Origin of the sequence: Rhodococcus sp. 077-4 (assembly GCF_047782425.1) — a bacterium.
GTDB lineage: Bacteria > Actinomycetota > Actinomycetes > Mycobacteriales > Mycobacteriaceae > Rhodococcoides.
In genome coordinates, this window is sequence record NZ_JAJPWC010000002.1 from 280504 (window position 1) to 305992 (window position 25489).

Annotated in this window: 23 protein-coding genes; 17 read left to right on the forward strand and 6 right to left on the reverse strand. The window is 64.4% G+C overall.

Annotation, left to right across the window (positions count from 1 at the left end; genetic code table 11):
- Positions 1–57: 57 nt before the first annotated feature.
- Positions 58–1071: an SGNH/GDSL hydrolase family protein gene (locus ACNEOT_RS10770; protein WP_415973988.1), complete on the reverse strand. Its 1014-nt coding sequence runs from the start codon at positions 1069–1071 to the stop codon at positions 58–60.
- 97 nt (positions 1072–1168) lie between these two features.
- Between ACNEOT_RS10770 and ACNEOT_RS10775 the strand changes: the two genes are divergently transcribed.
- The gene (locus ACNEOT_RS10775) at positions 1169–2554 is read left to right on the forward strand and encodes a cystathionine beta-synthase (RefSeq protein ID WP_415973989.1); all 1386 of its coding nucleotides are present in this window, start codon (positions 1169–1171) and stop codon (positions 2552–2554) included.
- Between the two features lie 57 nt (positions 2555–2611).
- Here the strand turns inward: ACNEOT_RS10775 and ACNEOT_RS10780 are convergent, their stop codons facing one another.
- A complete protein-coding gene (locus ACNEOT_RS10780) occupies positions 2612–3784 on the reverse strand; it encodes an acyl-CoA dehydrogenase family protein (RefSeq protein ID WP_415973990.1) in 1173 nt (390 codons plus the stop codon).
- Positions 3785–3865: 81 nt separating this feature from the next.
- Here ACNEOT_RS10780 and ACNEOT_RS10785 point away from each other — a divergent pair, with 81 nt between their 5' ends.
- The 9 genes from ACNEOT_RS10785 (at position 3866) to ACNEOT_RS10825 (ending at position 14647) form a co-directional block, all read left to right on the forward strand.
- Positions 3866–5038, forward strand: coding sequence for a cystathionine gamma-synthase (locus tag ACNEOT_RS10785; protein ID WP_415973991.1), 1173 nt, complete (start codon positions 3866–3868; stop codon positions 5036–5038).
- The gene (locus ACNEOT_RS10790; protein ID WP_415973992.1) at positions 5035–5811 is read left to right on the forward strand and encodes a glutamate racemase; all 777 of its coding nucleotides are present in this window, start codon (positions 5035–5037) and stop codon (positions 5809–5811) included. The genes ACNEOT_RS10785 and ACNEOT_RS10790 overlap by 4 nt, the downstream gene beginning before the upstream one ends.
- Before the next feature lie 74 nt (positions 5812–5885).
- The gene (locus tag ACNEOT_RS10795) at positions 5886–7118 is read left to right on the forward strand and encodes an MFS transporter (RefSeq protein WP_415973993.1); all 1233 of its coding nucleotides are present in this window, start codon (positions 5886–5888) and stop codon (positions 7116–7118) included.
- 193 nt (positions 7119–7311) lie between these two features.
- Entirely contained in the window at positions 7312–8583 is a 1272-nt protein-coding gene (mdo, locus tag ACNEOT_RS10800) for an NDMA-dependent methanol dehydrogenase (protein ID WP_415973994.1), read from the forward strand.
- Positions 8584–8659: 76 nt separating this feature from the next.
- On the forward strand, positions 8660–9697 hold the full coding sequence (locus tag ACNEOT_RS10805) for a MadB family AAA-type ATPase (RefSeq protein ID WP_415973995.1): 1038 nt from the start codon (positions 8660–8662) through the stop codon (positions 9695–9697).
- Positions 9694–11211, forward strand: coding sequence for a MadC family VWA domain-containing protein (madC, locus tag ACNEOT_RS10810; RefSeq protein ID WP_415973996.1), 1518 nt, complete (start codon positions 9694–9696; stop codon positions 11209–11211). The genes ACNEOT_RS10805 and madC overlap by 4 nt, the downstream gene beginning before the upstream one ends.
- Before the next feature lie 246 nt (positions 11212–11457).
- Positions 11458–12600, forward strand: coding sequence for an iron-containing alcohol dehydrogenase (locus ACNEOT_RS10815; protein WP_415975096.1), 1143 nt, complete (start codon positions 11458–11460; stop codon positions 12598–12600).
- Positions 12597–13970: a MadS family sensor histidine kinase gene (locus ACNEOT_RS10820; protein WP_415973997.1), complete on the forward strand. Its 1374-nt coding sequence runs from the start codon at positions 12597–12599 to the stop codon at positions 13968–13970. Before ACNEOT_RS10815 ends, ACNEOT_RS10820 begins: the two co-directional genes overlap by 4 nt.
- A complete protein-coding gene (locus tag ACNEOT_RS10825) occupies positions 13967–14647 on the forward strand; it encodes a MadR family response regulator transcription factor (protein ID WP_415973998.1) in 681 nt (226 codons plus the stop codon). Before ACNEOT_RS10820 ends, ACNEOT_RS10825 begins: the two co-directional genes overlap by 4 nt.
- A gap of 65 nt (positions 14648–14712) precedes the next feature.
- Here ACNEOT_RS10825 and mftM read toward each other — a convergent pair whose 3' ends face one another.
- Positions 14713–15540 (reverse strand): mycofactocin oligosaccharide methyltransferase MftM, encoded by an 828-nt coding sequence (gene mftM / locus ACNEOT_RS10830; protein ID WP_415973999.1) that lies wholly within the window; start codon positions 15538–15540, stop codon positions 14713–14715.
- 288 nt (positions 15541–15828) lie between these two features.
- On the opposite strand from mftM, the gene mftA reads away from it, so the two are divergent.
- From mftA to mftD (ACNEOT_RS10855), 5 genes are read left to right on the forward strand one after another with little or no spacing between them, the layout of a single operon-like run.
- The gene (mftA, locus tag ACNEOT_RS10835) at positions 15829–15942 is read left to right on the forward strand and encodes a mycofactocin precursor MftA (protein WP_080730438.1); all 114 of its coding nucleotides are present in this window, start codon (positions 15829–15831) and stop codon (positions 15940–15942) included.
- Positions 15943–15944: 2 nt separating this feature from the next.
- Positions 15945–16244 (forward strand): mycofactocin biosynthesis chaperone MftB, encoded by a 300-nt coding sequence (mftB, locus tag ACNEOT_RS10840; RefSeq protein WP_415974000.1) that lies wholly within the window; start codon positions 15945–15947, stop codon positions 16242–16244.
- 31 nt (positions 16245–16275) lie between these two features.
- Positions 16276–17529 carry a mycofactocin radical SAM maturase gene (gene mftC / locus ACNEOT_RS10845; protein WP_415974001.1) on the forward strand — a complete coding sequence of 418 codons (1254 nt, stop codon included), beginning with the start codon at positions 16276–16278 and terminating at the stop codon, positions 17527–17529.
- A 16-nt stretch (positions 17530–17545) separates the two neighbouring features.
- On the forward strand, positions 17546–18724 hold the full coding sequence (gene mftD / locus ACNEOT_RS10850) for a pre-mycofactocin synthase MftD (RefSeq protein WP_415974002.1): 1179 nt from the start codon (positions 17546–17548) through the stop codon (positions 18722–18724).
- Positions 18721–19944, forward strand: a complete 1224-nt coding sequence (mftD, locus tag ACNEOT_RS10855) for a pre-mycofactocin synthase MftD (RefSeq protein WP_415974003.1) — start codon at positions 18721–18723, stop codon at positions 19942–19944. Before mftD (ACNEOT_RS10850) ends, mftD (ACNEOT_RS10855) begins: the two co-directional genes overlap by 4 nt.
- Positions 19945–20037: 93 nt before the next feature.
- On the opposite strand, the gene ACNEOT_RS10860 is transcribed toward mftD (ACNEOT_RS10855), so the two are convergent.
- From ACNEOT_RS10860 to ACNEOT_RS10870, 3 genes are all read right to left on the reverse strand, one after another.
- Complete coding sequence (locus tag ACNEOT_RS10860) at positions 20038–20769, reverse strand: aspartate/glutamate racemase family protein (RefSeq protein WP_415974004.1); 732 nt, start codon at positions 20767–20769, stop codon at positions 20038–20040.
- A gap of 10 nt (positions 20770–20779) precedes the next feature.
- Entirely contained in the window at positions 20780–22333 is a 1554-nt protein-coding gene (locus ACNEOT_RS10865) for an NCS1 family nucleobase:cation symporter-1 (RefSeq protein ID WP_415974005.1), read from the reverse strand.
- Between the two features lie 118 nt (positions 22334–22451).
- Positions 22452–23177, reverse strand: a complete 726-nt coding sequence (locus ACNEOT_RS10870) for a GntR family transcriptional regulator (RefSeq protein ID WP_415975097.1) — start codon at positions 23175–23177, stop codon at positions 22452–22454.
- A 70-nt stretch (positions 23178–23247) separates the two neighbouring features.
- Between ACNEOT_RS10870 and mftE the strand changes: the two genes are divergently transcribed.
- Positions 23248–23934: a mycofactocin biosynthesis peptidyl-dipeptidase MftE gene (mftE, locus tag ACNEOT_RS10875; protein ID WP_415974006.1), complete on the forward strand. Its 687-nt coding sequence runs from the start codon at positions 23248–23250 to the stop codon at positions 23932–23934.
- 125 nt (positions 23935–24059) lie between these two features.
- On the forward strand, positions 24060–25457 hold the full coding sequence (gene mftF, locus ACNEOT_RS10880) for a mycofactocin biosynthesis glycosyltransferase MftF (protein ID WP_415975098.1): 1398 nt from the start codon (positions 24060–24062) through the stop codon (positions 25455–25457).
- Positions 25458–25489 lie beyond the last annotated feature (32 nt).

Here is a 25489-nt window from a genome sequence, read left to right on the forward strand (position 1 = left end):
ATCGATACTGCTTGATTGCTCTGATACCGCCGAGTAGGCGATGTCTCCGGACCGAACTTACAACCCCGTCGATCCGCCACCGGCACGACGTACGAGATCGTCCGAAGCCGTGCTGATCTCTGCGTCGAGCTCGGCTGTTCTGCGACGCAGGAAGCGGTCGAGTGCAGCCGTGGCGCGGGGGATGGGCTTGCGTGATTCGACGGCTGCGGACACGGTCGGCAGCTCGGGCAGCGGGCCGCCGTGCCAGACCCCGAGGGCGGATGCCAGCACCGGCAGAATCTGCTGTGCGGCAAGCTCGTACCCCGCCGCCGACGGGTGAAACCGATCCGCCGAGAACATGGTGTCCGGTGCCGCGAGAAACTCGGGCGAGAGAAGGTCTGCCAGTGCCACTGGATGTCCGCCCGCGCTGAGCGTCCGGGCCGTCTGCGCATGCGCGAGGCGTCTGCCCCAGTTGCGTACGACGGTGCGCAACGGCTGCGGAATGGCCGTCACGACACCGAGATCGGGACACGTACCCACGGCGACGACACACCCCTTGGCCGTCAATCGCTCGACCGCGTCGCCCAACCGGCCCGCTGACGCCGGGATGGAGAATTTCTTGGTGACGTCGTTCGCCCCGATGAAGATGACCGCCGCGTCCGGGGGTGGGCCCGCGACGAACATGGCGTCGACCTGGCCTTCGAGTCCTTTCGAGGTAGCACCGGCAATTGCCTTGGTGCTCAGACGAATTCGCTGACCGGTTTCCTCGGCCAACCCGCGGGCGAGCAGAACGCCTGGAACTTCGTCGGCCACCGTGCAACCCACGCCTGCCGCAGTGGAGTCGCCGAAGATCATCAGATGAATATCTGCTGAATTTCCCATCCGCCACCGTTCGGGGGCTACACATCCCGCCGTGTAGACGCCGTCCGCCTCCGGTGGTTTGGCGGTGGTTCGCCCGATGACGCCGCGAGCCGCAGTGGCCTGCGCCATCAGATGTCGGTACGCGGCCCAGGACGCAGTCCCAGCTCCTGAGCCTGCAAGAACCGTCGCAGCGCTCGCCTTCGCAGCGGTACGCCATCCGCTCGCCGTCACAGATCGATCCCTCTCCTCGCGCCGTCGACACCATCGTATGCGGGGTATCGACGGCCGTGACCGAGAGCCGAATACCCGCATCTGGGAAGATGGAGCAATGCGCATCGCTCAGCACATCACCGAACTCATCGGCAACACCCCGTTGGTGAAGTTGTCCACCGTCATCGGCGACGGAGCAGGCACGGTCGCGGCCAAGATCGAGTACCTCAACCCGGGTGGTTCGTCCAAGGACCGCATCGCCGTCAAGATGATCGACGCGGCCGAGGCGTCGGGCGAATTGAAGCCCGGCGGCACCATCGTCGAGCCCACGTCCGGCAACACCGGTGTCGGTCTCGCATTGGTCGCTCAGCAGCGCGGCTACAAGTGTGTGTTCGTGTGCCCCGACAAGGTCGGCGAGGACAAGCGCAACGTGCTGCGCGCCTACGGAGCAGAGGTCGTCGTCTGCCCGACGGCCGTAGCGCCCGAGGATCCCAACAGCTACTACAGCGTCTCCGATCGGCTCGTCCGCGAGATCGACGGAGCCTGGAAGCCCAACCAGTACTCCAACCCTGCGGGCCCGGCCAGCCACTACGAGACCACCGGTCCCGAGATCTGGGCCGACACCGACGGCAAGATCACCCACTTCGTCGCAGGCGTCGGCACCGGCGGCACCATCTCCGGCACCGGCAAGTACCTCAAGGAGGTCTCCGGCGGCAAGGTCAAGGTCATCGGCGTCGACCCCGAGGGCTCGGTGTACTCCGGCGGAACGGGACGCCCGTACCTCGTCGAAGGTGTCGGTGAGGACTTCTGGCCGACGGCCTACGACCCGTCCATCCCGGACGAGATCATCGCCGTGTCCGACAACGACTCGTTCGACATGACCCGTCGCCTCGCCCGCGAGGAAGGCCTGCTGGTCGGCGGCTCCTGCGGCATGGCTGCCGTCGCAGCGATCCAGGTCGCCGAGCGCGAAGGTCCCGACGCGCTGGTCGTCGTCCTGCTGCCGGACGGCGGTCGCGGCTACCTGGCGAAGATCTTCAACGATTCGTGGATGTCCTCGTACGGATTCCTGCGCTCACGTCTCGACGGCTCCACCGAGGAAACCTCGGTCGGTGCAGTCCTGCGCGGAAAGTCCGGGGCCCTGCCGGATCTGGTGCACACTCACCCGTCGGAAACCGTGCGCGACGCCATCGAGATCCTGCGCGAGTACGGGGTCTCGCAGATGCCGGTCGTCGGTGCGGAGCCGCCCGTCATGGCAGGCGAGGTGGCAGGCAGCGTCACCGAGCGTGATCTGCTCAGTGCCGTCTTCGAGGGTCGCGCGGCGTTGGCAGACCCGGTCGCCAAGCACATGAGCGCGCCGTTCCCGTTGATCGGTGCAGGCGAAACCGTCTCCGACGCCACCAAGGCACTCGGCGAATCCGATGCGCTGATGGTCGTCGAAGAAGGCAAGCCCGTCGGCGTCATCACCCGTCACGATCTGCTCGGTTTCCTGAGCAAGGGCGCGTAGGCCTCGTGCGCGTTTTGCGTACCCAGAAGGACGCAAAACGCGCACGTGAGCGGAGCGCTATCGCACCGCGCTGGTGCCGGTGAGAGCCTGCCCGATCACGAGTTGATGGACCTCGGACGTGCCCTCGTAGGTGAGGACCGACTCGAGGTTGTTGGCATGACGGAGCACCGGGTATTCCAGCGTGATTCCGTTGGCCGCCAGTATCGTTCGGCATTCACGGGCGATCTTTATGGCCTCGCGCACGTTGTTGAGCTTGCCGAGTGACACGCGCTCGCCCGGCAGTTCGCCCTTGTCCTTGAGTCGGCCCAGATGCAGTGCCAGCAGTTGTCCCTTGCCGAGTTCGAGCGCCATATTGGCAAGCTTGGCCTGGGTGAGCTGATATCCGGCGAGTGGCTTGTCGAACACCGCGCGGGTCTTGGAGTATTCGACGGCCGATTCGATGCAATCCCGCGCCGCGCCCATCGCACCGAAAACGATGCCGAAGCGGGCCTCGTTGAGGCAACTGAGGGGTCCGCGCAGGCCGCGGGCCTCGGGCAGGATCGCGTCGGCGGGGAGTCGGACGTCGTCGAACACCAATTCGCCGGTGATCGACGCACGCAGCGACAGCTTCTTCTTCACCGTGTTGGCGGTGAATCCCGGTGTGTCGGTGGGAACGACGAAACCACGGATCTTGTCGTCCGTCTGCGCCCACACGACGGCGACGTCGGCGACCGGTCCGTTGGTGATCCACATCTTGCTGCCGTTGAGAATCCAGTCGTCCCCGTCGCGCTTGGCGCGGGTGAGCATGCCGCCGGGGTTGGATCCGTAGTCGGCTTCGGTGAGTCCGAAGCAGCCGATCAGAGATCCTTCGGCCATCCCGGGGAGCCACTGCTGCTTCTGTTCCTCGGAGCCGTACTTCCAGATGGCGAACATCGCCAGCGAGCCCTGCACCGAGACCAGCGAACGGATGCCGGAGTCGATCGCTTCGAGCTCGAGGCAGGCCAGGCCGTACGCCGTCGCGGACGTTCCGGCGCAGCCGTATCCCTCGAGATGCATGCCGAGCAGGCCGAGCGAGCCCAGTTCCTTGGCCAGTTCTCGCACCGGCACCGTGCCTTCGTCGAACCAGTCGGCGATGTGCGGGCGGATACGCTCGTTGCCGAACTTGCGGACGGTATCCCGGATCTGACGCTCCTCGTCGTCGAGGAGTGAATCGATCGCGAACAGTTCGTCGACGCTCTGGGAGTTGGCCACGGTGCCTCTTTCCGCTGGGGGTTGTCTTCGCAGGTTACCCACGACCCCGCCGGGCGACGCAGGCCGATTAGTGTGAAGGTCATGAGTGAGCAGCGCAGCAAGGCAGACAACACTTCCTGGCAGGGCTTTTCGACCAAGGCGGTGCATGCCGGGTACGAGCCGGATCCGCTGACCGGCGCAGTGAATGTGCCGATCTATGCCAGCTCCACCTTCGCTCAGGACGGCGTCGGCGGCATGCGCAGCGGATTCGAGTACGCGCGCACCGGTAACCCGACGCGACGGCCGCTCGAGGCCAATCTGGCGGCCATCGAATCGGGCACTTACGGTCGCGCGTTCTCCTCGGGCATGGCGGCCACGGACTGCCTGCTGCGTTCGGCGCTGCGTCCGGGCGATCACCTCGTCATTCCCAACGACGCCTACGGCGGCACGTACCGATTGATCGACAAGGTGTTCACGCAGTGGGGCATCGAGTATTCGGTGGCTGCAGTCTCCGACGTCGACGAGGTCCGCGCGGCGATGCGTCCGAACACCAAGCTCGTCTGGGTCGAGACACCCACCAACCCGTTGCTCAACGTCGGTGACATCGAGGCGCTCGCCGGAGTGGCGCACGAGGGCGGGGCCAAACTCGTCGTCGACAACACGTTCGCGTCCCCGTACCTGCAGCAACCGTTGAGCCTCGGTGCCGACGTGGTGCTGCACTCGACCACCAAGTACATCGGCGGACACTCCGATGTCGTCGGCGGCGCACTGGTGACCGACAGTGAAGAGCTCGACACGGCCTTCGCGTTCCTGCAGAACGGAGCCGGTGGCGTTCCCGGACCGTTCGACGCGTTCCTGACCTTGCGCGGCATCAAGACCCTCGCGTTGCGGATGGAGCGGCACAGCGACAACGCCGAGAAGATCGTCGAATTCCTCGACGGCCATCCGGCCATCTCGCAGGTCATCTACCCCGGACTCGAATCTCACCCGTCTCACTCGGTGGCCGCGAAGCAGATGCGACGCTTCGGCGGCATGGTCTCGGTGCGTCTGGCCGGCGGCAAGCAGGCTGCCCTGAACTTCTGCGCGAAGACCGAGATCTTCACCCTCGCAGAGTCTCTGGGCGGCGTGGAATCGCTCATCGAACATCCGGGCGCGATGACGCACGCCTCGACAGCCGGTTCGTTGCTCGAAGTGCCCGACGACCTGGTGCGTCTGTCGGTGGGTATCGAGGACGGTGCCGACCTGGTCGGCGACGTCGAGCAAGCACTGGCATGATCGTCGCACTGATCGACTCTGGCCTGGGAATGCTCCCGACGGCGGCGCGGCTGCGACAAGCGCGCCCCGAGCTCGATCTGGTGCTCATGATGGACCCCGACAATGCGCCCTGGGGACCCAAGCCGGATCCGTGGGTCGTCGAGCGTGTGGTCGGCACGGCTCGGCATGCCGTCGAACTCGGTGCCGAGGTGGTCGTGCTGCCGTGCAACACCGCCAGTGTGACAGCGCTGAGCCACGTCCGAGCCGCGCTCGGTGACGCAGTGCCGGTGGTGGGTACCGTTCCGGCGATCAAACCCGCTGCGGCAGCGAGTGATCGGATCGCGATCTGGGCGACGGCAGCAACCACTGCAAGTGCCTATCAGGCGCGATTGATCGAGGAGTTCGCCTCGCACCGGACCGTAACGAGCGTGGCGTGCCACGGTCTGGCCGATTCGATCGATCGGGGAGATTCCCAGGGGATCAGCGCAGCCATTGCCGCTGCAGTCGCAGCCACTCCCGACGACGTCGAGTCGATCGTGTTGGGGTGTACGCACTACCCTCTGGTCCTCGATGAGATCGTTGCGAACCTGCCGGCCGAGGTCACGATGTTCGATAGCGCCGAGGCGGTGGCCAATCAGACGATACGACGTGCGGACGAGGTCGGTTCGGGTCGTTCCGGTTCCGGCCGCGTCTCTGTGTGGTTGAGCGGAACCGAGGGCCGGTTGCCGGCGAGCGCACAGCGGTATCCCGAAGGAAAGCTCTTGTTCGACGATGCACGAGCAGAGCAACACTGACCGTCGGGGAATGCGGGACGATTCTGCGTGTTGTCTTTCACTGAGGTAACGGTCACTGCGGTGGAGGGACATTCATGGTCGGCGTGGACACGCGGAAATCAGCGGGACGGGCTGCGGTGCGTATCCCGCATCGATACGCGTTCTGGGTGGTCGGGGTCGCATTCGTCGTCCTGATGGCGTCCTCGGCAGCACCGTCACCGCTGTATCCGGTCTACCAGCAGTCCTGGGGATTCAGCGCGATCACGCTCACGGTCATCTTCGCCGTCTACGCGGTCGCGTTGTTGGCGACGCTGCTCACCGTCGGGAGTTTGTCGGACCACATCGGTCGCAAGCCGATTCTGATCGTGTCCCTGCTGTTGCTCGTCGTGAGCCTGGTCCTGTTCATCGTCGCCGACAGCGTTCCGCTCCTCATCGCGGCACGCGTCGTGCAGGGAATTGCGGCGGGCGCAGCGACGGGAGCGATGAGCGCGGCCGTCATCGATCTGCAGCCCAATGCCTCGACCGGGCCGTTGCTCAACAGCGTCGCCCCCTCCCTCGGTCTGGCGGGTGGTGCTCTCGGTGCCGGGTTGCTGGTGCAATTGGCCCCGGCACCGGAAATTCTCGTCTTCGCGCTGTTGATCATTGCGGCCCTTGCCCTGGCCGTCGCTCTGTTGTTCGTGCCCGAGACGTCGGCGCTGCGCGGCTTCGATTCCCGACGCCACCTCGCCTCGACACTGCTGCCGCGGGCATCGATCCCCACGTCGGTGCGGGCACCGTTCTTCCTCATCGCTCCCGCTCTGTTCGCCACGTGGTCGCTCGGCGGGTTCCACCTCTCGCTCGGGCCCTCGATCGTCGGCGGTGTCTTCGGAATCGACAACCACATCATCGGCGGGCTGGAGATCTTCGCGCTGTTCGCCTCGGGTGCGGTGGCAGCTGCCGTGGTGCGCAACGGCTTCCCTCGCACGGTGATGATGACCGGGGCGACGGTGTTGGCGGCAGGCGTCGCGCTGACGCTGGTGTCGGTACAGCTCGAGTCGATAGTTCTGTACTTCGTCGGAGCCGTCATCGCCGGATCGGGTTGGGGAGCAACTTTTCTCGGCGCGATGCGCACGCTCGGCACCCTGGTTCCCGCGGCAGAGCGAGGCGGGGTGTTCGCTACTACGTTCGTCATCAGCTACCTCGCCTTCAGTGTGCCCGCAGTGATCGCTGGACTGGCCGTGCACCGGTTGGGGCTGACCATCACTGTGGAGGTGTACGGCGCGTTCGTCATCGCACTGGCGTTGATCTCGGTTCTCGGATTCTCGGTGGCGCAACGGCGAGATCGGTAGTGCGGCAAGCTCTGTGAGTCCCCTGCCGAGGGGGAGCGAGGCGTCCTACCCGATCGGGTAGTTCGATCGGTCGTTGGCAGAGTTCGCGCCTGGAGGTGTTCCCATCGCGTCGCCGGGCGGTCAGTGTGGTCATCAGTGAGACGCCGATCACAGAAGAGGCGTCTTGTCGCTCACACTCACCGAGGAGACACCGATGGTTATCGAACTCAATCAGATCTGGGAATTCCCCATCAAGGAGTTTCACCCGCTGCCGCGCGCCAAGCTGGGAGTCGGCGCACACGACATGATCGGTGTCGAGGCCAAGGAACTGGGGTTCAAGCGCTCGCTGCTGGTCACGACCGGCCTGCGCGGGTCCGGAATCATCGAAGAACTGATCGGCAAGATCGAGTACCAGGGCGTCGAGGTGGTCCTCTACGACAAGGTCGAGTCCAATCCCAAGGACTACAACGTCATGGATGGGGCTGCGCTGTACCAGAAGGAGAAGTGCGACAGCGTCATCTCCGTCGGTGGTGGCTCGAGCCACGACGCAGCCAAGGGCATCCGCGTCGTCGTCGCCCACGACGGCCGCAACATCAACGAGTTCGAGGGCTTCTCCAAGTCCACCAACAAGCAGAACCCTCCACACATCGCCGTATCTACCACGGCCGGAACGGGTTCGGAGACTTCCTGGGCCTACGTCATCACCGACACCTCGGACATGGAGAAGCCGCACAAGTGGCTCGCATTCGACGAGGCGTCGACACCGACTCTGGCACTGGACGATCCACTGCTCTACTACACCTGCCCTCAGCAATGGACCGCGTTCTGTGGCTTCGACGTCCTTGCCCACGGGGCCGAGCCGTACGTGTCGCGTCTGGACTTCGCGCCCTCGCTCGGTAACGCGATCTACTCGATCGGACTGGTGTCCAAGCACCTGCGCGAAGCGGTCTACGATCCGGGCAATCTGAAGGCTCGTGAGGGAATGATGAACGCCCAGTACATCGCCACGCAGGCCTTCAACTCCGGCGGGCTCGGCGTCATCCACTCGATTTCGCACGCCATCAGCGCCTTCTACGACAGCGCGCACGGCCTCAACAACGCCATCGCTCTGCCGCGCGTGTGGGAGTACAACCTGCCCTCGCGCTACGAGCGCTACGCCGAAATCGCCGTTGCGATGGGCGTCGACACCAAGAACATGACGACCGTGCAGGCTGCCGACGCTGCCGTCGAAGCCGCTATCCGGCTCGCCAAGGACGTCGGCATTCCCGACAACTTCGGCTCCATCCGTTCCGCGACGTACGACAAGAACCGGATGAACACCGGCAAGTACGAGGGCAAGGGTGACGTGATCAAGGGCGACGAGAAGTCGGTTCTGAAGATCTCCGAGCACATCCAGGAAGACTGGTGCACCCCGGGAAACCCGCGCGAGGTGACCGTCCAGTCGATGATCCCCGTCGTTTCTCACGCCATCAACGAGTCGTACTGATGCTGCGCAGTGGTGCGGTTATGTGCCCCGGGCGGCGCGTAACCGCACCACTGCATCGCACTCCGAAGGGAAACACATGACCTCGCTGTCGACAGTGCGCAACGACGACACCGGTACCGTCCGATTCACCGACGCGGCTGATCTGCAGCGCGCGCTCGGGGAGCAGGACTACATCGCCGACGACGACCTCGCCACCGTGGTGCATCTGGCGACAGCACTCGATCGCCCGCTGCTGCTGGAAGGCCCTGCGGGCGTGGGCAAGACCGAGCTGGCCAAGTCCCTCGCCGCCGCGAGCGGACGCAAGTTGGTACGGCTGCAGTGCTACGAGGGCCTCGACGACAACCGTGCCCTCTACGAGTGGGACTACGCCAAGCAGCTCCTGCACGTGCAGATGCTCCGCGAACACATCGGTGCGCTCACCCAGCACGTCACCGATATCGACGACGCCTCGAAGATGCTCGCCGCCAAAGACTTCGGCCTGTACTCCGAGCCCTTCCTCGCAGTGCGTCCCCTGCTGGAATCAGTGCTCTCGGAGGAGCCGGTGGTGCTGCTGGTCGACGAGGTCGATCGCACCGAGGAGTCGATGGAGGCACTGCTGCTCGAGGTGCTCGCGGAGAAGCAGGTCACGATCCCCGAGGTCGGCACCTTCACCGCGCGCAGTGATCCATGGGTGATATTGACCTCCAACGACACTCGCGAACTGTCCCCGGCCCTCAAGCGTCGCTGCCTGCACTTCCACCTCGACTACCCGACCGCCGCGCGGGAACGTGAAATCGTCACCGCTCGCGCACCCGAGGTGCCCGCGCACATCGCGGCCGAGATCGTGACCTTGGCAACAGAACTGCGTGAGCTGCCGCTGCGCAAGAGCCCGTCCATCTCGGAGGTGATCGACGCTGCTCGTATCGCATCGGTCCTCGGTCATACCGAGGACACCCGCAAGTATCTGCTCGCCGCGCTGGTCAAGTACTCCTCGGACATGAAGATCGCCATGGCAGGGGCGGTAGCAGAAACACCCTCTGCGGCAACATCGCTCGGGACGGTCGTCAACACGACCGCGACGGCCTTCCGAGGGCACGGTGGACGCGACAAGGGCGGCATCGGAATACGACGATGACCGGTCACCGACCGTTCTCGGCATCGGTCGTACTCGATGTGTTGGCCGCGGTCTTCGGGCGAACCCTGCGGCGCTTCGGAGTGGCAGCATCGCCGGCCGAGGTCATCGAGGTTCGACGCGTCCTCGGTCTTCTCGGGGGCCGTGACCTCACGACCCTGCGTGCGGCGCTGCGCGCGACATGTGCCAAGTACGATCACGAACAACACGGTTTCGATCTCGCCTTCGACTCGATGTTCCGGTCCGCGATCGAATCTGCTGCGGATGAACATCATTCGACCGTCGGCGGACAGGTATCGGGCGGACTTCCGACGGACCTGGACGTGGGAGCGGATCAGGAGGCCGCCAAGTACGCCGAGTACAACGAGCGCGCCGTCGAGATCGGGGATCTACTCGACGCACCCGAGGCAGACAAGGGCTTCAACCCCCACAAGGACGACGACGACATCAGCCTCTCGTCCGAGGATCACGACCTGTCCATCGACACCGACGGCGACATGGGTCGTCGCGGGGTCACCTACACCGTCGACCTCGAGAGGTCCGGATCGACGGCGGCAGGGGAGTTGGCGTCGAGCACCAGCGGAGCGGTTGCCGGACAGCTCAATTGGGAGGATCCGGCGAGCATTCTGGCCTGGTTCGACGCGTACGATCCGCGCAGCGTCTACGGCGACGGCGGTGATTCCGGTCCGCTGAGCGCCGCGATGCTCGATCGGATCACCGATGCCGTCGAGGCATTCGTCGCGGCGGTGGGGGACCTGACCGGGACGATGTCGTCATCGATACCCATCGACGGTGCGGCGCAGGCGATCGACCGCCATGCCGAGATCGAGCTCGCAAGTCACGAGGTTCTTCGCCACATGCGCGGCACTCCGCGGCCTCGGCCCCGTGAGCACTCGCGTGGCCCGCTCGACATGAGGCGCACCGTGCGATCGAGTCTGCGTACCGATGGGATTCCGTTCCGCCTGGTGACCAAAACGCCTGTACCCGACAAGGTCCGGCTCCTCGTGCTGGCGGACGTCTCCCTCTCGGTCCGGCCCATCACCGCGTTCACTCTGCGACTCGCGCAAGCGATGCACTCGCGCGCACACCGGTGCACGGTGATGGGGTTCGTCGACGCTCCCGTGGACGTGACGACCACCCTGCTCGGCAGCACCGGTGACAGCGCGTTGGCTGCGGTGCTCGCGGACGCGCGGCTCGACCTCGAAGCGAGCAGCGACTACGGCCGAACCTTCGCCGATCTGCTGGACTCGCACGGCGAAGTACTGAACAAGCGCACCGCAGTGATCGTCGTCGGGGACGGCCGATGCAACGGACGGCCGCCAGGACTCGATGCGCTGCAGAAGATTCGGTCGAAGGTGCATCGCATCGCGTGGATCACCCCCGAATCTCGCCGCTACTGGGCACAGGCCGCATGCTCGATGGAGGAGTACGAGCAGATCTGTGACCGGGTGGTGGTGGCGCGGGACGGGGCACAGTTGACGGCCCAGGCGGCCGATCTGGGACATGCCCTCTCGTGACCTGACCGTCAGCGCCCACTACCTGTCCGATCGGGTAGGTAGGAACCTGGCCCAGCGCTGGTGGAATTCGACGAGCCCCCCTCGTATGGTTGTAACCTGAATCACATGCCCGGGAGTTTCGGGCCGAAGACAGCGAGGGTGTGAACCGTGGATCAGGCAGCGACTGCGAACGTCGGCAAAGCGCTGCACGACCTCGATACTCAGCGCAGTTCAGAGGCCCACCGCAGCCGGTCCGAGGCACCTCGAGTGCTCAAGTTCCATGCTCCTGAGATCGTGTTCGGCCAGGACTCGCTGGGTGAGGTCGCTCATGCGGCGCTCCGTCTGGGCGGGGTGCGTCCGATGGTCGTCACCGATGCCGGCTTGATCGAGTGCGGTTGGGCGGGTCAGTTGATCGATTTGCTGTCTGCACAGGGCTTGTCGCCCCAAATCTGGAGTGGCCTGACGCCCAACCCCAAGGACGTCGAGGTCGAGGCCGGACATGCGGTGTACACCGAACTCGGCTGTGATGTGTTGGTGGCCATCGGTGGTGGATCGGTGATGGATGCGGCCAAAGGGATCGCGATTCTGGCCGGCAACGGCGGCAGAATCCTCGACTACGAGGGGGTCGATCAGGCCACTCGCCCGATTCCACCTCTGGTGATGGTGCCGACGACCTCGGGTACCGGTGCCGACGTCTCCCAGTTCTGCATCGTCACCGACACTGCGCGTTCGACGAAGATCACGATCCTCGGCCGGGCTCTGGTTCCCGACATCACCGTGATCGACCCGAGGCTGCTCACCACGATGCCCGAATGGCTGAACGCAGCAACGGGTTTGGATGCACTCACGCACGGGATCGAGGCGTTCGTCTCGCTCGGGCACAATCAGCTCACCGACCACCATGCCCTGCGGGCCGTCACCATGGTGATCTCGCACTTGGCGCGCACCATCGACGAACCCGCCGACATGGTTGCGCGCGGATCGATGGCCCAGGCTAGTCTCGAAGCGGGACTGGCTTTCACCAACGCGATCCTCGGTGCAACGCATGCGATGAGCCACCAAGTGGGCGGACTGCTCGACCTGCCGCACGGAGTGATCAATGGAGTGCTGTTGCCTCACGTCATTCGCTTCAATGCAGCAGCGGATCCGTTGCCGTACGTGGCGATTGCGACCAGTCTCGGGCTCGCCGAGGGCCGCGCGCGGCCGGAGGAGGCAGCGTTGGCCGTCGCCGATAGGGTGGACCGTCTCGCTCGTCAGGTGGGTGTTCCTGCAGGGCTGGCCGAGATCGGCGTCAGCGAGTCCGATCTCGATGTGTTGGCCACCAACGCTTTACGCGACGCGTGCATGTCCACAAATCCTCGCTCCGCCACCCACCGGGAGATAGTCGAACTGTTCCGGAGTGCGCTGTGAGTTCCGGGCCGGACCTCTCGCTGCTGACGGGACTGCGCTCGGGCAAGAACACGTTTTATCCCCAGTACCGTGGCGCGGCCGAACGTCTGGAGCGCGTCGTGTATGCGCTGGAACTGATTTCACGAGCATTGGTGCGGACTGTCGACGGCCCGGAGACCTTGGTGTGCGCTGTGGCGGAGGCAGCTCGTGCTCATCTGAGCGCGCAATGGGTCGTGTTCGCGCTCGCGGACGGCGCGCTCCCCGATGCCGGTCCGCGACGGTTGGTACTAGGACCCGATGCGACGCCGTTCCTGGTCGACAATGTGGAAGGTCCACCGCTGCCGGACGACGTCATCGACTGCCTCGAGTCGATCCGGACGGCCACCTGTGGCGACGGGCAGACCCCGATCATCTCGGCCCATCACGCTTTCGTGCCGATCGCGTTCGACGGTGGTGTGGTCGGTGCGTTCGCAGCATGGACCGGCGACCAGCGGGTGCTCGACGCCACCGACGCGGCAGTGCTGAGCATCCTGGCCAGTCAAACTGCTGTGGCCCTGCAGAATTCGGCTCTGTTCCAGAGCCGCCGTCAGTTGCTCGAGCGCACCGAGAACGCTTACGCCCAGGCCCATCGCACGGCAGCCGATCTCGCGACTCGCAACGCGGAATTGGAAGCGACGCAGCGACAGTTGGGCGCCGCGCATCGGCATCAGGTGCTCGACGACGAGCGGCATCGTATCGCCCGCGAGTTGCATGACAGCGTCACACAGGCCGTGTTGTCGGCCGGCATGCAGATCGAGGTGTGTCGCAGCGACATTCCAGCCGAGGAGCGCGGTGAACGGCTCGATCTGGCCAAGGAACTGACGCGTCGAGCCGTAGAACAGCTACGGTCGGCGATCTATGCGCTTAACCATCCGCAGGACGCCGATCGCACGTCTCTGCCCGAGATGCTCGAGCAGCTCTCGGTTGTGCACATGCCCGATGAATTACAGGTGTCGTTGCGAGTGGAGGGCACTCCGGTCGAACTGAGCAGCGAATGCGAGCACGCTCTGCTGCGCATCGCCGGAGAAGCGCTGTTCAACACTGCGGTGCACGCGCATGCTTCGCGGGCCATTCTTCGATTGACCTACTCGACCGATCAGGTGCAGTTGTCGATAGCCGACGACGGTGACGGCGATCCAGCCCACTTACGGATGATGCTTCATCTGTCCGAGTCCACCGACGTCGACGGTAGGCATCGCGGACTTGCGAACATGGCGGCCCGGACTCGCGAACACGGTGGCGTATTGGAGATCCGCCGTGCCCGGACAGGCGGAGTGCGAGTGACGGCACGAATTCCCCTCGGCGGCATTCCTTTCGGTAGCAGTACTTCGGAGAAGGGCGACACCTCATGAGCGTACCGACGGTCCGCGAGGGTTCGGGAAAGGTCGTGGCCCCGACGGTCCGCATCGTCCTGGTCGACGATCATGCGATTCTGCGCGACGGCCTCCGGTCGGTACTCGAACGCGAGGCGGACCTGACGATCGTGGGGGAGGCGTCGACGCGAGAGGAGGGGCTGGCCGTCGTCGCGGAGGTGCATCCCGACATCGTGCTGATGGATCTCAAACTCTCGGCCAGCTCGGACTACGAGGGCCTCGCGTTGTGTGCGCAACTGGCGAAGGCGCACAACGGAATCGGTCTGTTGGTACTCACGACGTTCCTCGACGACCGACTAGTGGTGGAGGCGGTGCATGCCGGTGCCCGCGGTTACGTGGTGAAGGATGTCGACACCACCGAACTGGTTCGCGCGATCCGTGCAGTCTCGCGCGGCGAGAGCGCCTTCGACTCGAGGAGCGCCTCGGCCGTCGTTCGTTCGCTCAACGGCACACCGAGCAGCATCGAGCGCCTGACCGAGCGCGAACTCGAAGTGCTTCGGTTACTCGCAACAGGACTGTCCAACAACATGATCGGAGCACGACTGTTCATCTCGGCAACGACGGTGAAATTTCACGTCAGCAACATCATGCGCAAGCTCGCGGTGTCCAGGCGAGCCGAGGCCGTGTATGCGGCAAGTAAGCAGGGGTTGATCTGACATTCGTAATCCAGTCGACGTGATGGATTGTCGACAGGCCTGATTGCGGCTGTGTCCAAGTCCGATCAGGCGAATTGGGGAGTCGAGGTCTTGTCGATCACGAGCCACCCGCCGTGGTGCTCGGAGGTCTCGAATTGCAAGCCGGTCGACCGACCCAGCTCCGCCAACGCCTGACCGTCGAATGAGCGGATGTGTCCGTGACAGGCGGTGGTCTCGGTCTCGAAGGGCACGGCAACGACGACGCGGCTGCGCGCGATCCGTAGAGCTTCTTCCACTATGCGCGGCCCTGTCTCGGCGTCGACGTGCTCGAGCAAATGCAGTGCCGTCACGGTGTCGACGCTGTTGTCCACAACCGGGACGTGGGCCGCGTCGCACACCACAGTGTCGAGTGTGATTCCGAGATGTGGGGCGATGGTGGCAAGCAGGCGCATGGTGCCGGCGGAGACGTCCGTGGCTGTCACCGAGTGCCCCTTCTGCGCCAGCCTCAGCGGAAAGAAACCGAAACACGATCCCATGTCCAGCACCGATCCGAGAATCAAGCTCTCGGCGCGTTCGTGAACAGGAGCGAACTCGGCGGCACCGCGGATCAACTCGTCGAGAGAGTTTCGGTAATAGGTGGCCCACGCCTCGATGGGGCCGGCGACCGTGGTGCGGACGATTCCGACCAGAACCAGCTCGAACTCCCTTTGGGACAGGCCTACATGGCGAGCCTCGGCGGTCACGATCGGAACGAGGCGCTCGCCGATCTCGGCCGACGTCATGCCGTGGGTCACCTGGACGGTCGATCCTGTTCGGGCGGCGTCGAACTCGAGTCCGTGCAGGTAACGGACAACGACGTTTTCGTGGGCCCACACTCCATCCGGACTCGGTGCGAGTGCATCCAATTCGGTCATCGAAAGCCATTCTGTTCGTCGGACGCCGAAAGTGGCAGCCCCTCCGGTGGGGTCGAGCGTTCCACACAACGATCGGCGATTCGGCAGCTCCCGAGCAGGTCGGGCCGCTCGGACGTTGTTGACCCCGCGCGCCGGACGGGCCGATACCTATCCATACGGACGGTTCGTCGCGACGGCCGACCAGTTCCTCTCCTCATGCCGGTTCCGGCTCGTGATCGGCCGCTAGTGTGGTGATCCGAGACACAACCAATCGGATTGTGACCGAGCATGTTTCGTAGGAGGTTCCAGATGTCGAAGAAGAACGAGAACGCTGTGGTCGGTACGGCTGTCGTCGAGTCCGATCTGGTCGAAGAATCCCTGGTCGAGGAAGTGTCCATCGACGGCATGTGCGGCGTGTACTGATCATGTCTGCTGCAGTGCAGGACGCACTCGATCTCGATTCCCTGGATCTGGATGTGCGGTGGGTGTTGCATCCGCAGGTGGCGCTGCGTCCCGAATCGTTCGGGGCGCTGCTCTACCACTTCGGAACACGCAAGCTCTCGTTCCTGAAGAACCGCACGATCGTGGAGATCATCACCTCGTTTCCCGATCACCCGGACATGCGTTCGGCGATCGCGGCGGCGGGGATCACCGAGTCTGCATCGGCTCCGTACGTCGGAGCCCTCGCGACGTTGGCCGACTCGAACATGATCACCCGCACGTAAAGCCTCCCCACCGTAGAACAGGACAGCTCCTATGACTTCCACACTCGAAAGACCAGCTCCGGTAGGCAGATTGGTCGATCAGTTCGAACTCGGTCTCGACGCGCCCATTTGTTTGACGTGGGAGTTGACCTACGCCTGCAATTTGTCGTGTGTGCATTGTTTGTCGTCGTCGGGTCGTCGTGACCCCCGTGAACTCAGTACCGAGCAGTGCAAGTCGATCATCGACGAGTTGCAGAAGATGCAGGTGTTCTACGTCAACATCGGCGGCGGCGAACCGACTGTGCGATCGGACTTCTGGGAGCTCGTCGATTACGCGACGGCCCATCAGGTGGGGGTGAAGTTCTCCACCAATGGGGTCAAGATCGACAAGAAGGTGGCGGCGAGGTTGGCGGCGTCGGACTACGTCGACGTACAGATCTCCATCGACGGCGCAACCGCCGAGGTCAATGACGCGGTCCGCGGACCGGGTTCGTTCGACATGGCCTGCCGGGCGTTGGAGAACCTGAAGGAGGCGGGCTTCCGGGACGCGAAGATCTCCGTTGTCGTGACCCGGCACAATGTGAGCCAGCTCGACGATTTCAAGGCACTCGCCGACAAATACGCTGCGACACTGCGCATCACTCGTCTGCGGCCGTCGGGTCGCGGCGCGGATGTGTGGGACGATCTGCATCCGACGGCCGGTCAGCAGCGCGAACTCTACAACTGGCTCGTTGCGAACGGTGAGGGTGTGTTGACGGGCGATTCGTTCTTCCACCTCTCGGCGTTCGGCGACGCTCTGCCGGGCCTGAATCTGTGTGGTGCGGGGCGGGTGGTGTGCCTGATCGACCCGATCGGCGACGTCTATGCCTGCCCTTTCGCCATTCACGAGAACTTCCTCGCCGGCAACATCGTCCGCGACGCGCGTCCCGCGACAGCGACATCCCCCGGTATGGGCGGGTTCCAATCCGTATGGCAGACATCGGAACTCTTCCAGGAACTGCGCTCGCCGCAGACCTCGGGAGCGTGCACCACGTGTGCCCACTTCGATGCGTGCCGTGGTGGGTGCATGGCAGCGAAATTTTTCACGGGCCTGCCCATGGATGGTCCGGATCCCGAATGCGTGATCGGTAACGGCGAGATGGCGTTGGCGGCGGCGGGGGAGATCCCTAAGTCCAGTGTCGATCATTCGCGTACCGGTCAGCGCACGACTCCTCGAAAGTCGGTGCCGCTGACGTTGATGATGCGTCCGCCGGCGAAGATCTGCGACGAGAACCCGCTCGCAGGAATGGAACAGGAACAGTCATGAAACAGGAAGCGCAGTAATGGCGAAGAGTGTGTGGTTCGAGACCGTTGCCGAAGCGCAGCGGCGTGCGAAGAAACGTCTACCGAAGTCCGTGTACGCCGCTCTGGTGGCAGGCTCGGAACGCGGAGTGACGATCGACGACAACATGGCTGCGTTCGGTGAACTCGGTTTCGCCCCGCACGTGGCTGGGCTGTCGGACAAGCGTGATCTGTCGACGACGGTGATGGGGCAACCGCTGTCGTTTCCGGTGATGATTTCCCCGACGGGCGTTCAGGCCGTCCACCCGGACGGTGAGGTCGCGGTGGCGAGAGCTGCTGCAGCGCGCGGGATTCCGATCGGGTTGTCCTCGTTCGCCAGCAAGTCCGTCGAGGAGGTCGCCGCAGCGAACCCACAAACGTTCTTTCAGATGTATTGGGTGGGTTCGCGTGAGGTGTTGTTGCAGCGGATGGAGCGGGCCCGCGCAGCCGGGGCGGTCGGGTTGATCATGACGTTGGATTGGTCGTTCTCCAACGGCCGCGACTGGGGTAGCCCGTCGATCCCGGAGAAGATGGACCTCAAGGCAATGGTTCAGTTCGCGCCGGAGGGCATCATGCGTCCGAAGTGGTTGTGGGAGTTCGCCAAGACCGGCAAGATCCCCGATCTGACGACACCGAACCTGACACCTCCCACGGGTGGGCCTGCACCGACGTTCTTCGGGGCGTACGGGGAATGGATGGGTACTGCGTTGCCGACGTGGGAGGACGTGGCGTGGCTGCGGGAGCAGTGGGGTGGGCCGTTCATGCTCAAGGGTGTGATGCGAGTCGATGATGCGAAGCGGGCTGTCGATGCGGGGTGCACGGCGATTTCGGTGTCGAACCATGGTGGTAACAATCTCGATGGCACGCCGGCTCCGATCCGGGCGTTGCCTGCGATCGCGGAGGCCGTCGGCGATCAGGTCGAGATCACCCTCGACGGTGGCATCCGCCGCGGCAGCGATGTCGTGAAGGCCCTCGCACTCGGTGCGCGGGCGGTGTTGATCGGGCGTGCGTACCTGTGGGGTCTGTCGGCGGGCGGGCAGGCCGGTGTGGAGAACGTGCTCGACATTCTGCGCGGCGGAGTCGATTCGGCGGTCCTCGGGCTCGGGCACACCTCGGTCCACGATTTGTCGCCGTCGGATGTGGTGATGGCTCCCGGGTTCGATCGCAGGCTGGGTGTGTGACCGAGTGGTTCGAAAGCGTTGCGCAGGCGCAGCATAGGGCGCGCAAGAGGCTTCCGGCGTCGGTGTATTCCGCGCTTGTGGCGGGTTCGGAGCGTGGTCTGACCGCGTCGGACAACACCGCTGCGTTCGGTGAACTCGGGTTCGCCCCTCACGTGGCAGGGCTGTTCGATGAACGTGATCTGTCGACGACACTGATGGGGCAACCGCTGTCGTTCCCGGTGATGATCTCTCCGACGGGTGTGCAGGCAGTGCACCCGGATGGCGAGGTCGCCGTCGCGCGGGCGGCAGCGGCGCGGGGTATTTCGATGGGGTTGTCGTTGTTCGCGAGCAAACCTATCGAGGAGGTCGTCGCCGCCAATCCGCAGACGTTCTTCCAGGTGCATTGGGTGGGTTCGCGGGAGTTGTTGGGGCACATGCTCGATCGTGCCCGTGCTGCGGGTGCGGTGGGGTTGATTCTGACGATGGATTGGTCGTTCTCGGAGGGTCGTGATTGGGGTAGTCCGGTGATACCGGAACGTCTCGATGTGAGGGCGACGATTCGATTGGCACCCGAGGTACTGGCGCGGCCGCGGTGGCTGGCCCGGTGGGCATGCGCGGGCGCGTATCCGGATCTGACGGCACCGAATCTCGCTCCGCCCGGTGGGCCTGCGCCGACGTTCTTCGCGGCGTATCGGGAGTGGATGTCGACTCCGTTGCCGTCGTGGGAGGACATCGCATGGCTACGCGAGCAGTGGGGCGGGCCGTTCATGCTCAAGGGTATTTCGCGTATCGACGACGCGCTGCTGGCCGTCGATGCCGGCGTCACTGCGATCTCGGTATCGAATCACGGTGGCAACAATCTCGACGGTTCCCCGGCGTCGATTCGGGTTCTGCCTGCGATCGCCGAGGCGGTGGGCGATCAGGTCGAGATCGCCCTCGACGGCGGTATCCGGCGGGGCAGTGATGTGGCGAAAGCGTTGGCTCTCGGCGCGCGGGCGGTGCTGATCGGGCGCGCGTATCTGTGGGGCCTGGCGGCGAACGGTCAGGCGGGGGTCGAGAACGTGCTCGACATCCTGCGCGGCGGTCTGGACTCGACCGTGCTGGGTCTCGGCCATTCATCGGTGCACACCCTCGGACCCACCGACGTCGTTGTACCGCCCGGCTTCACCCGAACGAATCAGCTCCCCGGTTGGGTATACCCGACGCCGATCGGAGTCCGAGATACAGAACAGAGGGGCTGATTCGGGTGGATCATCGTGCTGCTGGTCGGCGTGCTCGTAGCGGGCGAAGCCATCGGCTACACCGTTTCCCGGCTCACTCGTTCGCGGTAGTGGTCACGCGCGGCTGAATTCTTCCAGCATCCCGATGTAGCGCTTGGGCGGCGGGGTCGCGAATTCGCCCCGCTTTCCGGTGCCCAGTCCCAGGGTGATCAGAGATTGCACGAACAGGGTTCCCGCGGACACTCCGTCGACGACGGGTACGCCGATCTCGGCTGAAATGTGTTGGCACAGATCGGCCATCCCCGCGCAACCGAGTACGACGGCATCGCTGCCATCCGTCTCGACGGCGACCCTGCAGGCCTCGGTGACGATCTTTCGGGCGTCCGGGTCGGTCTCGAGATCGAGGACCGGCAGCTCGCATGCGTGGATGCCCAGGCAGTGGCGACCGAAGCCGTAGTGGTTCGCCAGATCCTGTGCTCGTCCGATGGTGCGCCCGAGGGTGGTGACGACGCTGAATCCGCGGCCCAGGAAGGTCGCGGCATGCATCGCCGCCTCGGCGATACCGATAACCGGCCCGGACGCGAGCTCGCGAGCAGCGTCGATGCCGGGATCACCGAAGCAGGCGATGACGTAGCCGTCCACGCCTGCGGCTTCACCGCTGGCGATCTCGGCGAGAATGCCGGGGACACTGAGGGCTTCGTCGACATGGCTTTCGATCGACACCGGCCCCATCGCAGGGCTGACCGCATCGACGACTGTGCCCGGGCCGACCACGGCCCGGGCACAGTCGCCGATCGTTGCGGTCATCGAACTGGTGGTGTTCGGATTGATGACCTTGATGAGCACGGACGAAATCCTATGCCTTCACTGGAACGTCGAAGTTGGTGACAGCCAACTTGGTTCGCGTTGCCAGGTACAAGTACATGACGAATCCGATGGCACAACCGATGAACCAGCTGTACTTCGACGCCGTCGACATGCCCGCGATCTGCATGCCGTCGATCGCTCCGTTGAAGAGCACGGTGAACATGGCTACGAGGGCACCGACGATGGTGGAGTACACCGCCGCCGGGTTGTATCCCTTGGAGTACCAGTACAGCCCGGTGGGCGACATCGAGAACAGCTCGTCGACGACGACCTTCTGCTTGCGGACGAGGTAGTAATCGGCGATGAGGATGCCGAACAGCGGTCCGATGAACGCCCCGAGGGTCTCGAGCGTCAGGTGAATGACATCGGGGTTGTTGTACAGGTTCCACGGGGTGATCAGGACCGAGCCGATCGCAGCGATCATGCCGCCCGCCCGCCAGCTGATTTTCTGTGGGCTGACGTTGGAGAAGTCGAACGCAGGCGAGATGAAGTTGGCGACGATGTTGATGCCGATGGTGGCGATGGTGAACGTCAGTGCGCCGAGCACGATGGCGAAGGTGCTGTCGATGCGCGCGACGGTCTCGACAGGGTCGGTGATCAGCTCTCCGAACACCGGAATGGTCAGTGATGCAGTGACGACGACGAGAATCGAGAACACCAGGAAATTGACCGGCAGGCCGAGGAAGTTGCCCTTCTTCACCGCAGCGTAGGACTTGCCGTAGCGCGAGAAGTCGCCGAAGTTGAGCATCGGGCCGGAGAAGTACGAGACGACCAGGGCGATGGCACCGAGCATGACCGGGACCGAGCTCCATCCGGTGTGCTGAACGCCGTTCAGGTTGAGATCGATTGCGCCCCAACCGGCTTTCCAGATGAGGTAACCGCACAGCATGAACATGACGACGTAGACGGCGGGTCCGCAGAAGTCGATGAACTTGCGAATGGACTCCATGCCGCGCCAGAACACCGCCGCCTGGACGACCCAGAGGAACAGGAAGCTGGCCCAGCCCAGCAGTGACAGCCCGGCGAAACCGTAGTCGGCTGTGACGGCGTACTTACCGAGCGACGGGAACAACTTGATCAACACGATGTCCAGAGCGGCCGACGCGAGGAACGTCTGGATGCCGTACCAGGCCACTGCGATCAAGCCGCGAATGATGGCCGGAATATTGGCCCCCAGCACACCGAACACGCTGCGACAGATGACCGGATAGGGAACACCGGAGACCTGGCTCGGCTTGGCGACGAGGTTGCAGAAGAAGTACACGATGGAGATGCCGACGAGCAGAGCGATCAGCACCTGCCAGCTGGCCAGGCCGAGCGCGAACAGGCTGCCCGCGGTCACGTAACCGCCGACCGAGTGCACGTCGGACATCCAGAAGGCGAACAGGTTGTACGACGTCCACGTCTGCTTCTTCAGCGGAGCGAGGTCCTCGTTGGTCAGTCGTGGGTCGTAGCTGTCCTTGATCAGTCCACCGCCGACCGGGTGTCCCGCGGCTTCCACGAGATCTCCCGTCTGGGCGGGACCGTGCGCTGTATCTGTCATCGATGCTCCTGACGGCAAGGCATTGAGGTGAAGGAAGGAGGTGAACGAGTGAATGAGGAAAAGTTAGCGGCGAAGTGTTGCGCACTCGTGACGAGAGCGATATATCTTTCGAATTGCTTCAGTGCGTTTGATCCGGCGCAGGATCGGCAAACAATCCGTGATCGTTCGACAGTGTCGAGATGACCGAATTGAGACGTGTGTGATGATGCTGTGCGGCACCGAGCAGACCCGCAGAATCTCCGGCCAGGAATGCCGCGAGCATATCGGCGTGGTCACTGTGCAGCGACGCCCGGTCCGAGCCGGCGACATGCACCATCGGCTGCACGGGTTCGGTTATGTTCCAGGCAGATTCGAGCATGTGCAGCAACCGGTGCATTCGAGAAGGACGCGTGAGAGACAGGTGGAATTCGCGTGAGAGGCGGTGATATTCGCGGGAGTCGTCCTGGGCGAGCGAGGCCTCGAGCTGCCGATTGACGTCGATGAGACGTTCGCGGTCGGCATCGGTCGCCAGCTCGACCGCGACCGGTAGTGCCGCAGTCTCCAGAACCTCTCGCACGATGTACATTTCGCGCAGTTCGGCTGCGGTCAGCTGAGCGACCGTGTAGCCCAGGTTGGGTCGATGATCGACCAAACCCTCGCCGATGAGCGTTTTCAGTGATTCTCGAACAGGAATTCTGCTCACCCCGAACAGTTCCGCTACTTCGTTGAGTGGAATCGGGGTATTCGGTGGAGCGTCGCCGGCGAGAATGACCCTTCGTAATTCACGCAGAATTGTCGGTTGCGGGCCGCCCGGTGCCGCTATCGACAATTGCGAGAGCAATATGGACCGACGACGGGGTGGCACGAATCGAAGATTAGCGCCCATGTGTTTCGGCGGCGTGACGGCTCCGTTCCATCCGATAGCATCTGCATCCATGGCCACGGACCCCCTCGGTGCGCAGTACTGGCCGGACGTCGACGGGTCCAGGACCCTCGTGGTGCCGGTCGGTTCGATCGAGCAACACGGACCGCACCTCCCGCTCGACACGGACACTCGGATCGCGGACGCGGTGGCGCGAACCATTCCGGACGCGGTCGTCGCCCCCGCCATTGCTTACGGGGCCAGTGGCGAGCACGAAGGTTTTCCGGGCACCGTCTCGATCGGTGCTGCTGCACTCGAATCGGTCCTGGTGGAGTACGGGCGCTCCGCCTGCCGGTGGGCCGAGAGGGTGGTGTTCGTCAACGGGCACGGCGGCAACGGGCCCACTGTTCGGTCCGCCGTGCTGCTGTTGCGGTACGAGGGCCGTGACGTCGTGTGGTTCCCGTGCGCGATACCCGGAGCAGATGCGCACGCAGGCCGCACCGAAACGTCGTTGCTACTGCACCTTTCGCCCGAGGTGGTGGACATGACGAAGGCGCAGGTGGGAAACGTGACCGACATTGCCACCTTGCTTCCCGCGCTCCGCGACGGCGGCCTCGCGCCGATCACAGCCAACGGCGTGCTCGGCGATCCCACCGGGGCCGATTCGGAAGAGGGGCGTCGGGTGTTCGAGCACCTTCGGGCCCGCGCCGCCGACGCAGTGCGCAGATGGACTCCCTCCGAGCACGGAGTGATCGCATGACCGAATCGAGCGAAACGCCTGCTGGGGGACCGGTCGACGCGGCGCGAGAAACAGGGAACAGGTATGTTCCGTCCGATTTCTCGGGTGGCCGACACTCCGGCGGCTTGTCCGCTTACGATCTCCTGATGGGTGAAGGTCGGTTGCCTGACGGCTTCGGGGTGCGAGTCGATCCACGCGTACGCACATTCTCCGAAGGACGCGTCCTGATCGGTGGTTCACCGACTCGCATGCTCAAGCTCGCGCCGACCGCCGCGGCGATGATCGGCGATGGGTTCATCGAAGTGACCGACCCGCAATCCGCACTCGTGGCGCGCAAACTGCTGGACTCGGGCGTCGGGAATCCGCGCCCCATGTCGATCCCGTCGCCGTGTGACGTCACCGTCGTCGTACCCCTCAAGAACAACGAGGCGGGGCTCGAGCGATTGATCGCGTCACTGCACGGACTGCACGTCATCATCGTCGACGACGGGTCCGATATCCCGGTCGCGTTGCCGCGGATTTCGTGGAGTGTGGGCAGCGTGACGGTGTTGCGGCACGAGCGCTCACGCGGTCCGGCGGCGGCACGAAACACCGGATTGCGTTGTGCTACAACCGATTTTGTTGCTTTCCTGGATTCGGACGTCGTCCCACGCAAGGGTTGGCTCGAGGTGATGCTCGGTCATTTCTCGGATCCGGCGGTCGCTCTGGTTGCGCCCCGCATCGTCGCGCTCGAGCCCGAGGGCAGTGCGCTGGCCCGGTACGAGCACGCACGCTCGTCCCTCGACCTGGGCCGTAAGGAAGCGGCGGTGCGGGCGGGCAGCTCGGTATCGTATGTGCCGAGCGCTGCGATGTTGATGCGCCGATCGGTGGCGATGGACTGCGACGGTTTCGACGAGTCCATGCACGTGGCCGAGGACGTCGACCTGTGCTGGCGATTGCAGGAGGCCGGGTGGCGGCTGCGCTACGAGCCCGTCGCCCACGTCGCGCACGAGCACCGCGTCACCTTCGTCGAGTGGTTCGCGCGCAAGCTGTTCTACGGAACCGGTGCCACCCCCCTGTCCGCCCGTCATCCGGGAATGGTGCCACCGATCGCAATGTCCCCGTGGACGTTTTTCGCGTGCCTACTGGCCGCGAGTCTGACGCGGGTCGGACTCATCGGCGCAGCCGCCACCCTCGGCGTGACGATCGTTCGTCTGCGCAAGATGTTCGTCGGTCTGGATCAGCCGACGCGGATCGCGGCCGTACTCGCTGCGGAAGGTTTCGTGGCGGGGATGTGGCAACTGGCTTCGGCCCTGTGTCGACACTATTGGCCGATCACCCTGCTCGCTGTGCTGCTGTCGAGTCGTATCCGTAGGATTGCGTTGGGATTGGCTGTCGCAGAGGCATTCTCGGATTGGTACAAGCACCGTGAACTCGGCGGCCTCGATCCTGTGCGCTACGCCTTCTTCAAGCGAGCCGACGACATCGCCTACGGAGCGGGGTTGTGGAGCGGCGCTCTGTCCGCGCGCAGCGTCGACGCGCTCAAGCCCCGACTCGAGGGCTGACACGTGCGAGTCCGGTCGACATCGTCGCCGGA

Coding starts and splice junctions, on each gene's coding strand:
- ACNEOT_RS10775 (WP_415973989.1), top strand. CDS start 1,169: ATGCGCATCGCTCAGCACATCACCGAACTCATCGGCAACACCCCGTTG.
- ACNEOT_RS10785 (WP_415973991.1), top strand. CDS start 3,866: ATGAGTGAGCAGCGCAGCAAGGCAGACAACACTTCCTGGCAGGGCTTT.
- ACNEOT_RS10790 (WP_415973992.1), top strand. CDS start 5,035: ATGATCGTCGCACTGATCGACTCTGGCCTGGGAATGCTCCCGACGGCG.
- ACNEOT_RS10795 (WP_415973993.1), top strand. CDS start 5,886: ATGGTCGGCGTGGACACGCGGAAATCAGCGGGACGGGCTGCGGTGCGT.
- mdo (WP_415973994.1), top strand. CDS start 7,312: ATGGTTATCGAACTCAATCAGATCTGGGAATTCCCCATCAAGGAGTTT.
- ACNEOT_RS10805 (WP_415973995.1), top strand. CDS start 8,660: ATGACCTCGCTGTCGACAGTGCGCAACGACGACACCGGTACCGTCCGA.
- madC (WP_415973996.1), top strand. CDS start 9,694: ATGACCGGTCACCGACCGTTCTCGGCATCGGTCGTACTCGATGTGTTG.
- ACNEOT_RS10825 (WP_415973998.1), top strand. CDS start 13,967: ATGAGCGTACCGACGGTCCGCGAGGGTTCGGGAAAGGTCGTGGCCCCG.
- mftM (WP_415973999.1), bottom strand. CDS start 15,540: ATGACCGAATTGGATGCACTCGCACCGAGTCCGGATGGAGTGTGGGCC.
- mftA (WP_080730438.1), top strand. CDS start 15,829: ATGTCGAAGAAGAACGAGAACGCTGTGGTCGGTACGGCTGTCGTCGAG.
- mftB (WP_415974000.1), top strand. CDS start 15,945: ATGTCTGCTGCAGTGCAGGACGCACTCGATCTCGATTCCCTGGATCTG.
- mftC (WP_415974001.1), top strand. CDS start 16,276: ATGACTTCCACACTCGAAAGACCAGCTCCGGTAGGCAGATTGGTCGAT.
- mftD (WP_415974002.1), top strand. CDS start 17,546: ATGGCGAAGAGTGTGTGGTTCGAGACCGTTGCCGAAGCGCAGCGGCGT.
- ACNEOT_RS10865 (WP_415974005.1), bottom strand. CDS start 22,333: ATGACAGATACAGCGCACGGTCCCGCCCAGACGGGAGATCTCGTGGAA.
- mftE (WP_415974006.1), top strand. CDS start 23,248: ATGGCCACGGACCCCCTCGGTGCGCAGTACTGGCCGGACGTCGACGGG.
- mftF (WP_415975098.1), top strand. CDS start 24,060: ATGGGTGAAGGTCGGTTGCCTGACGGCTTCGGGGTGCGAGTCGATCCA.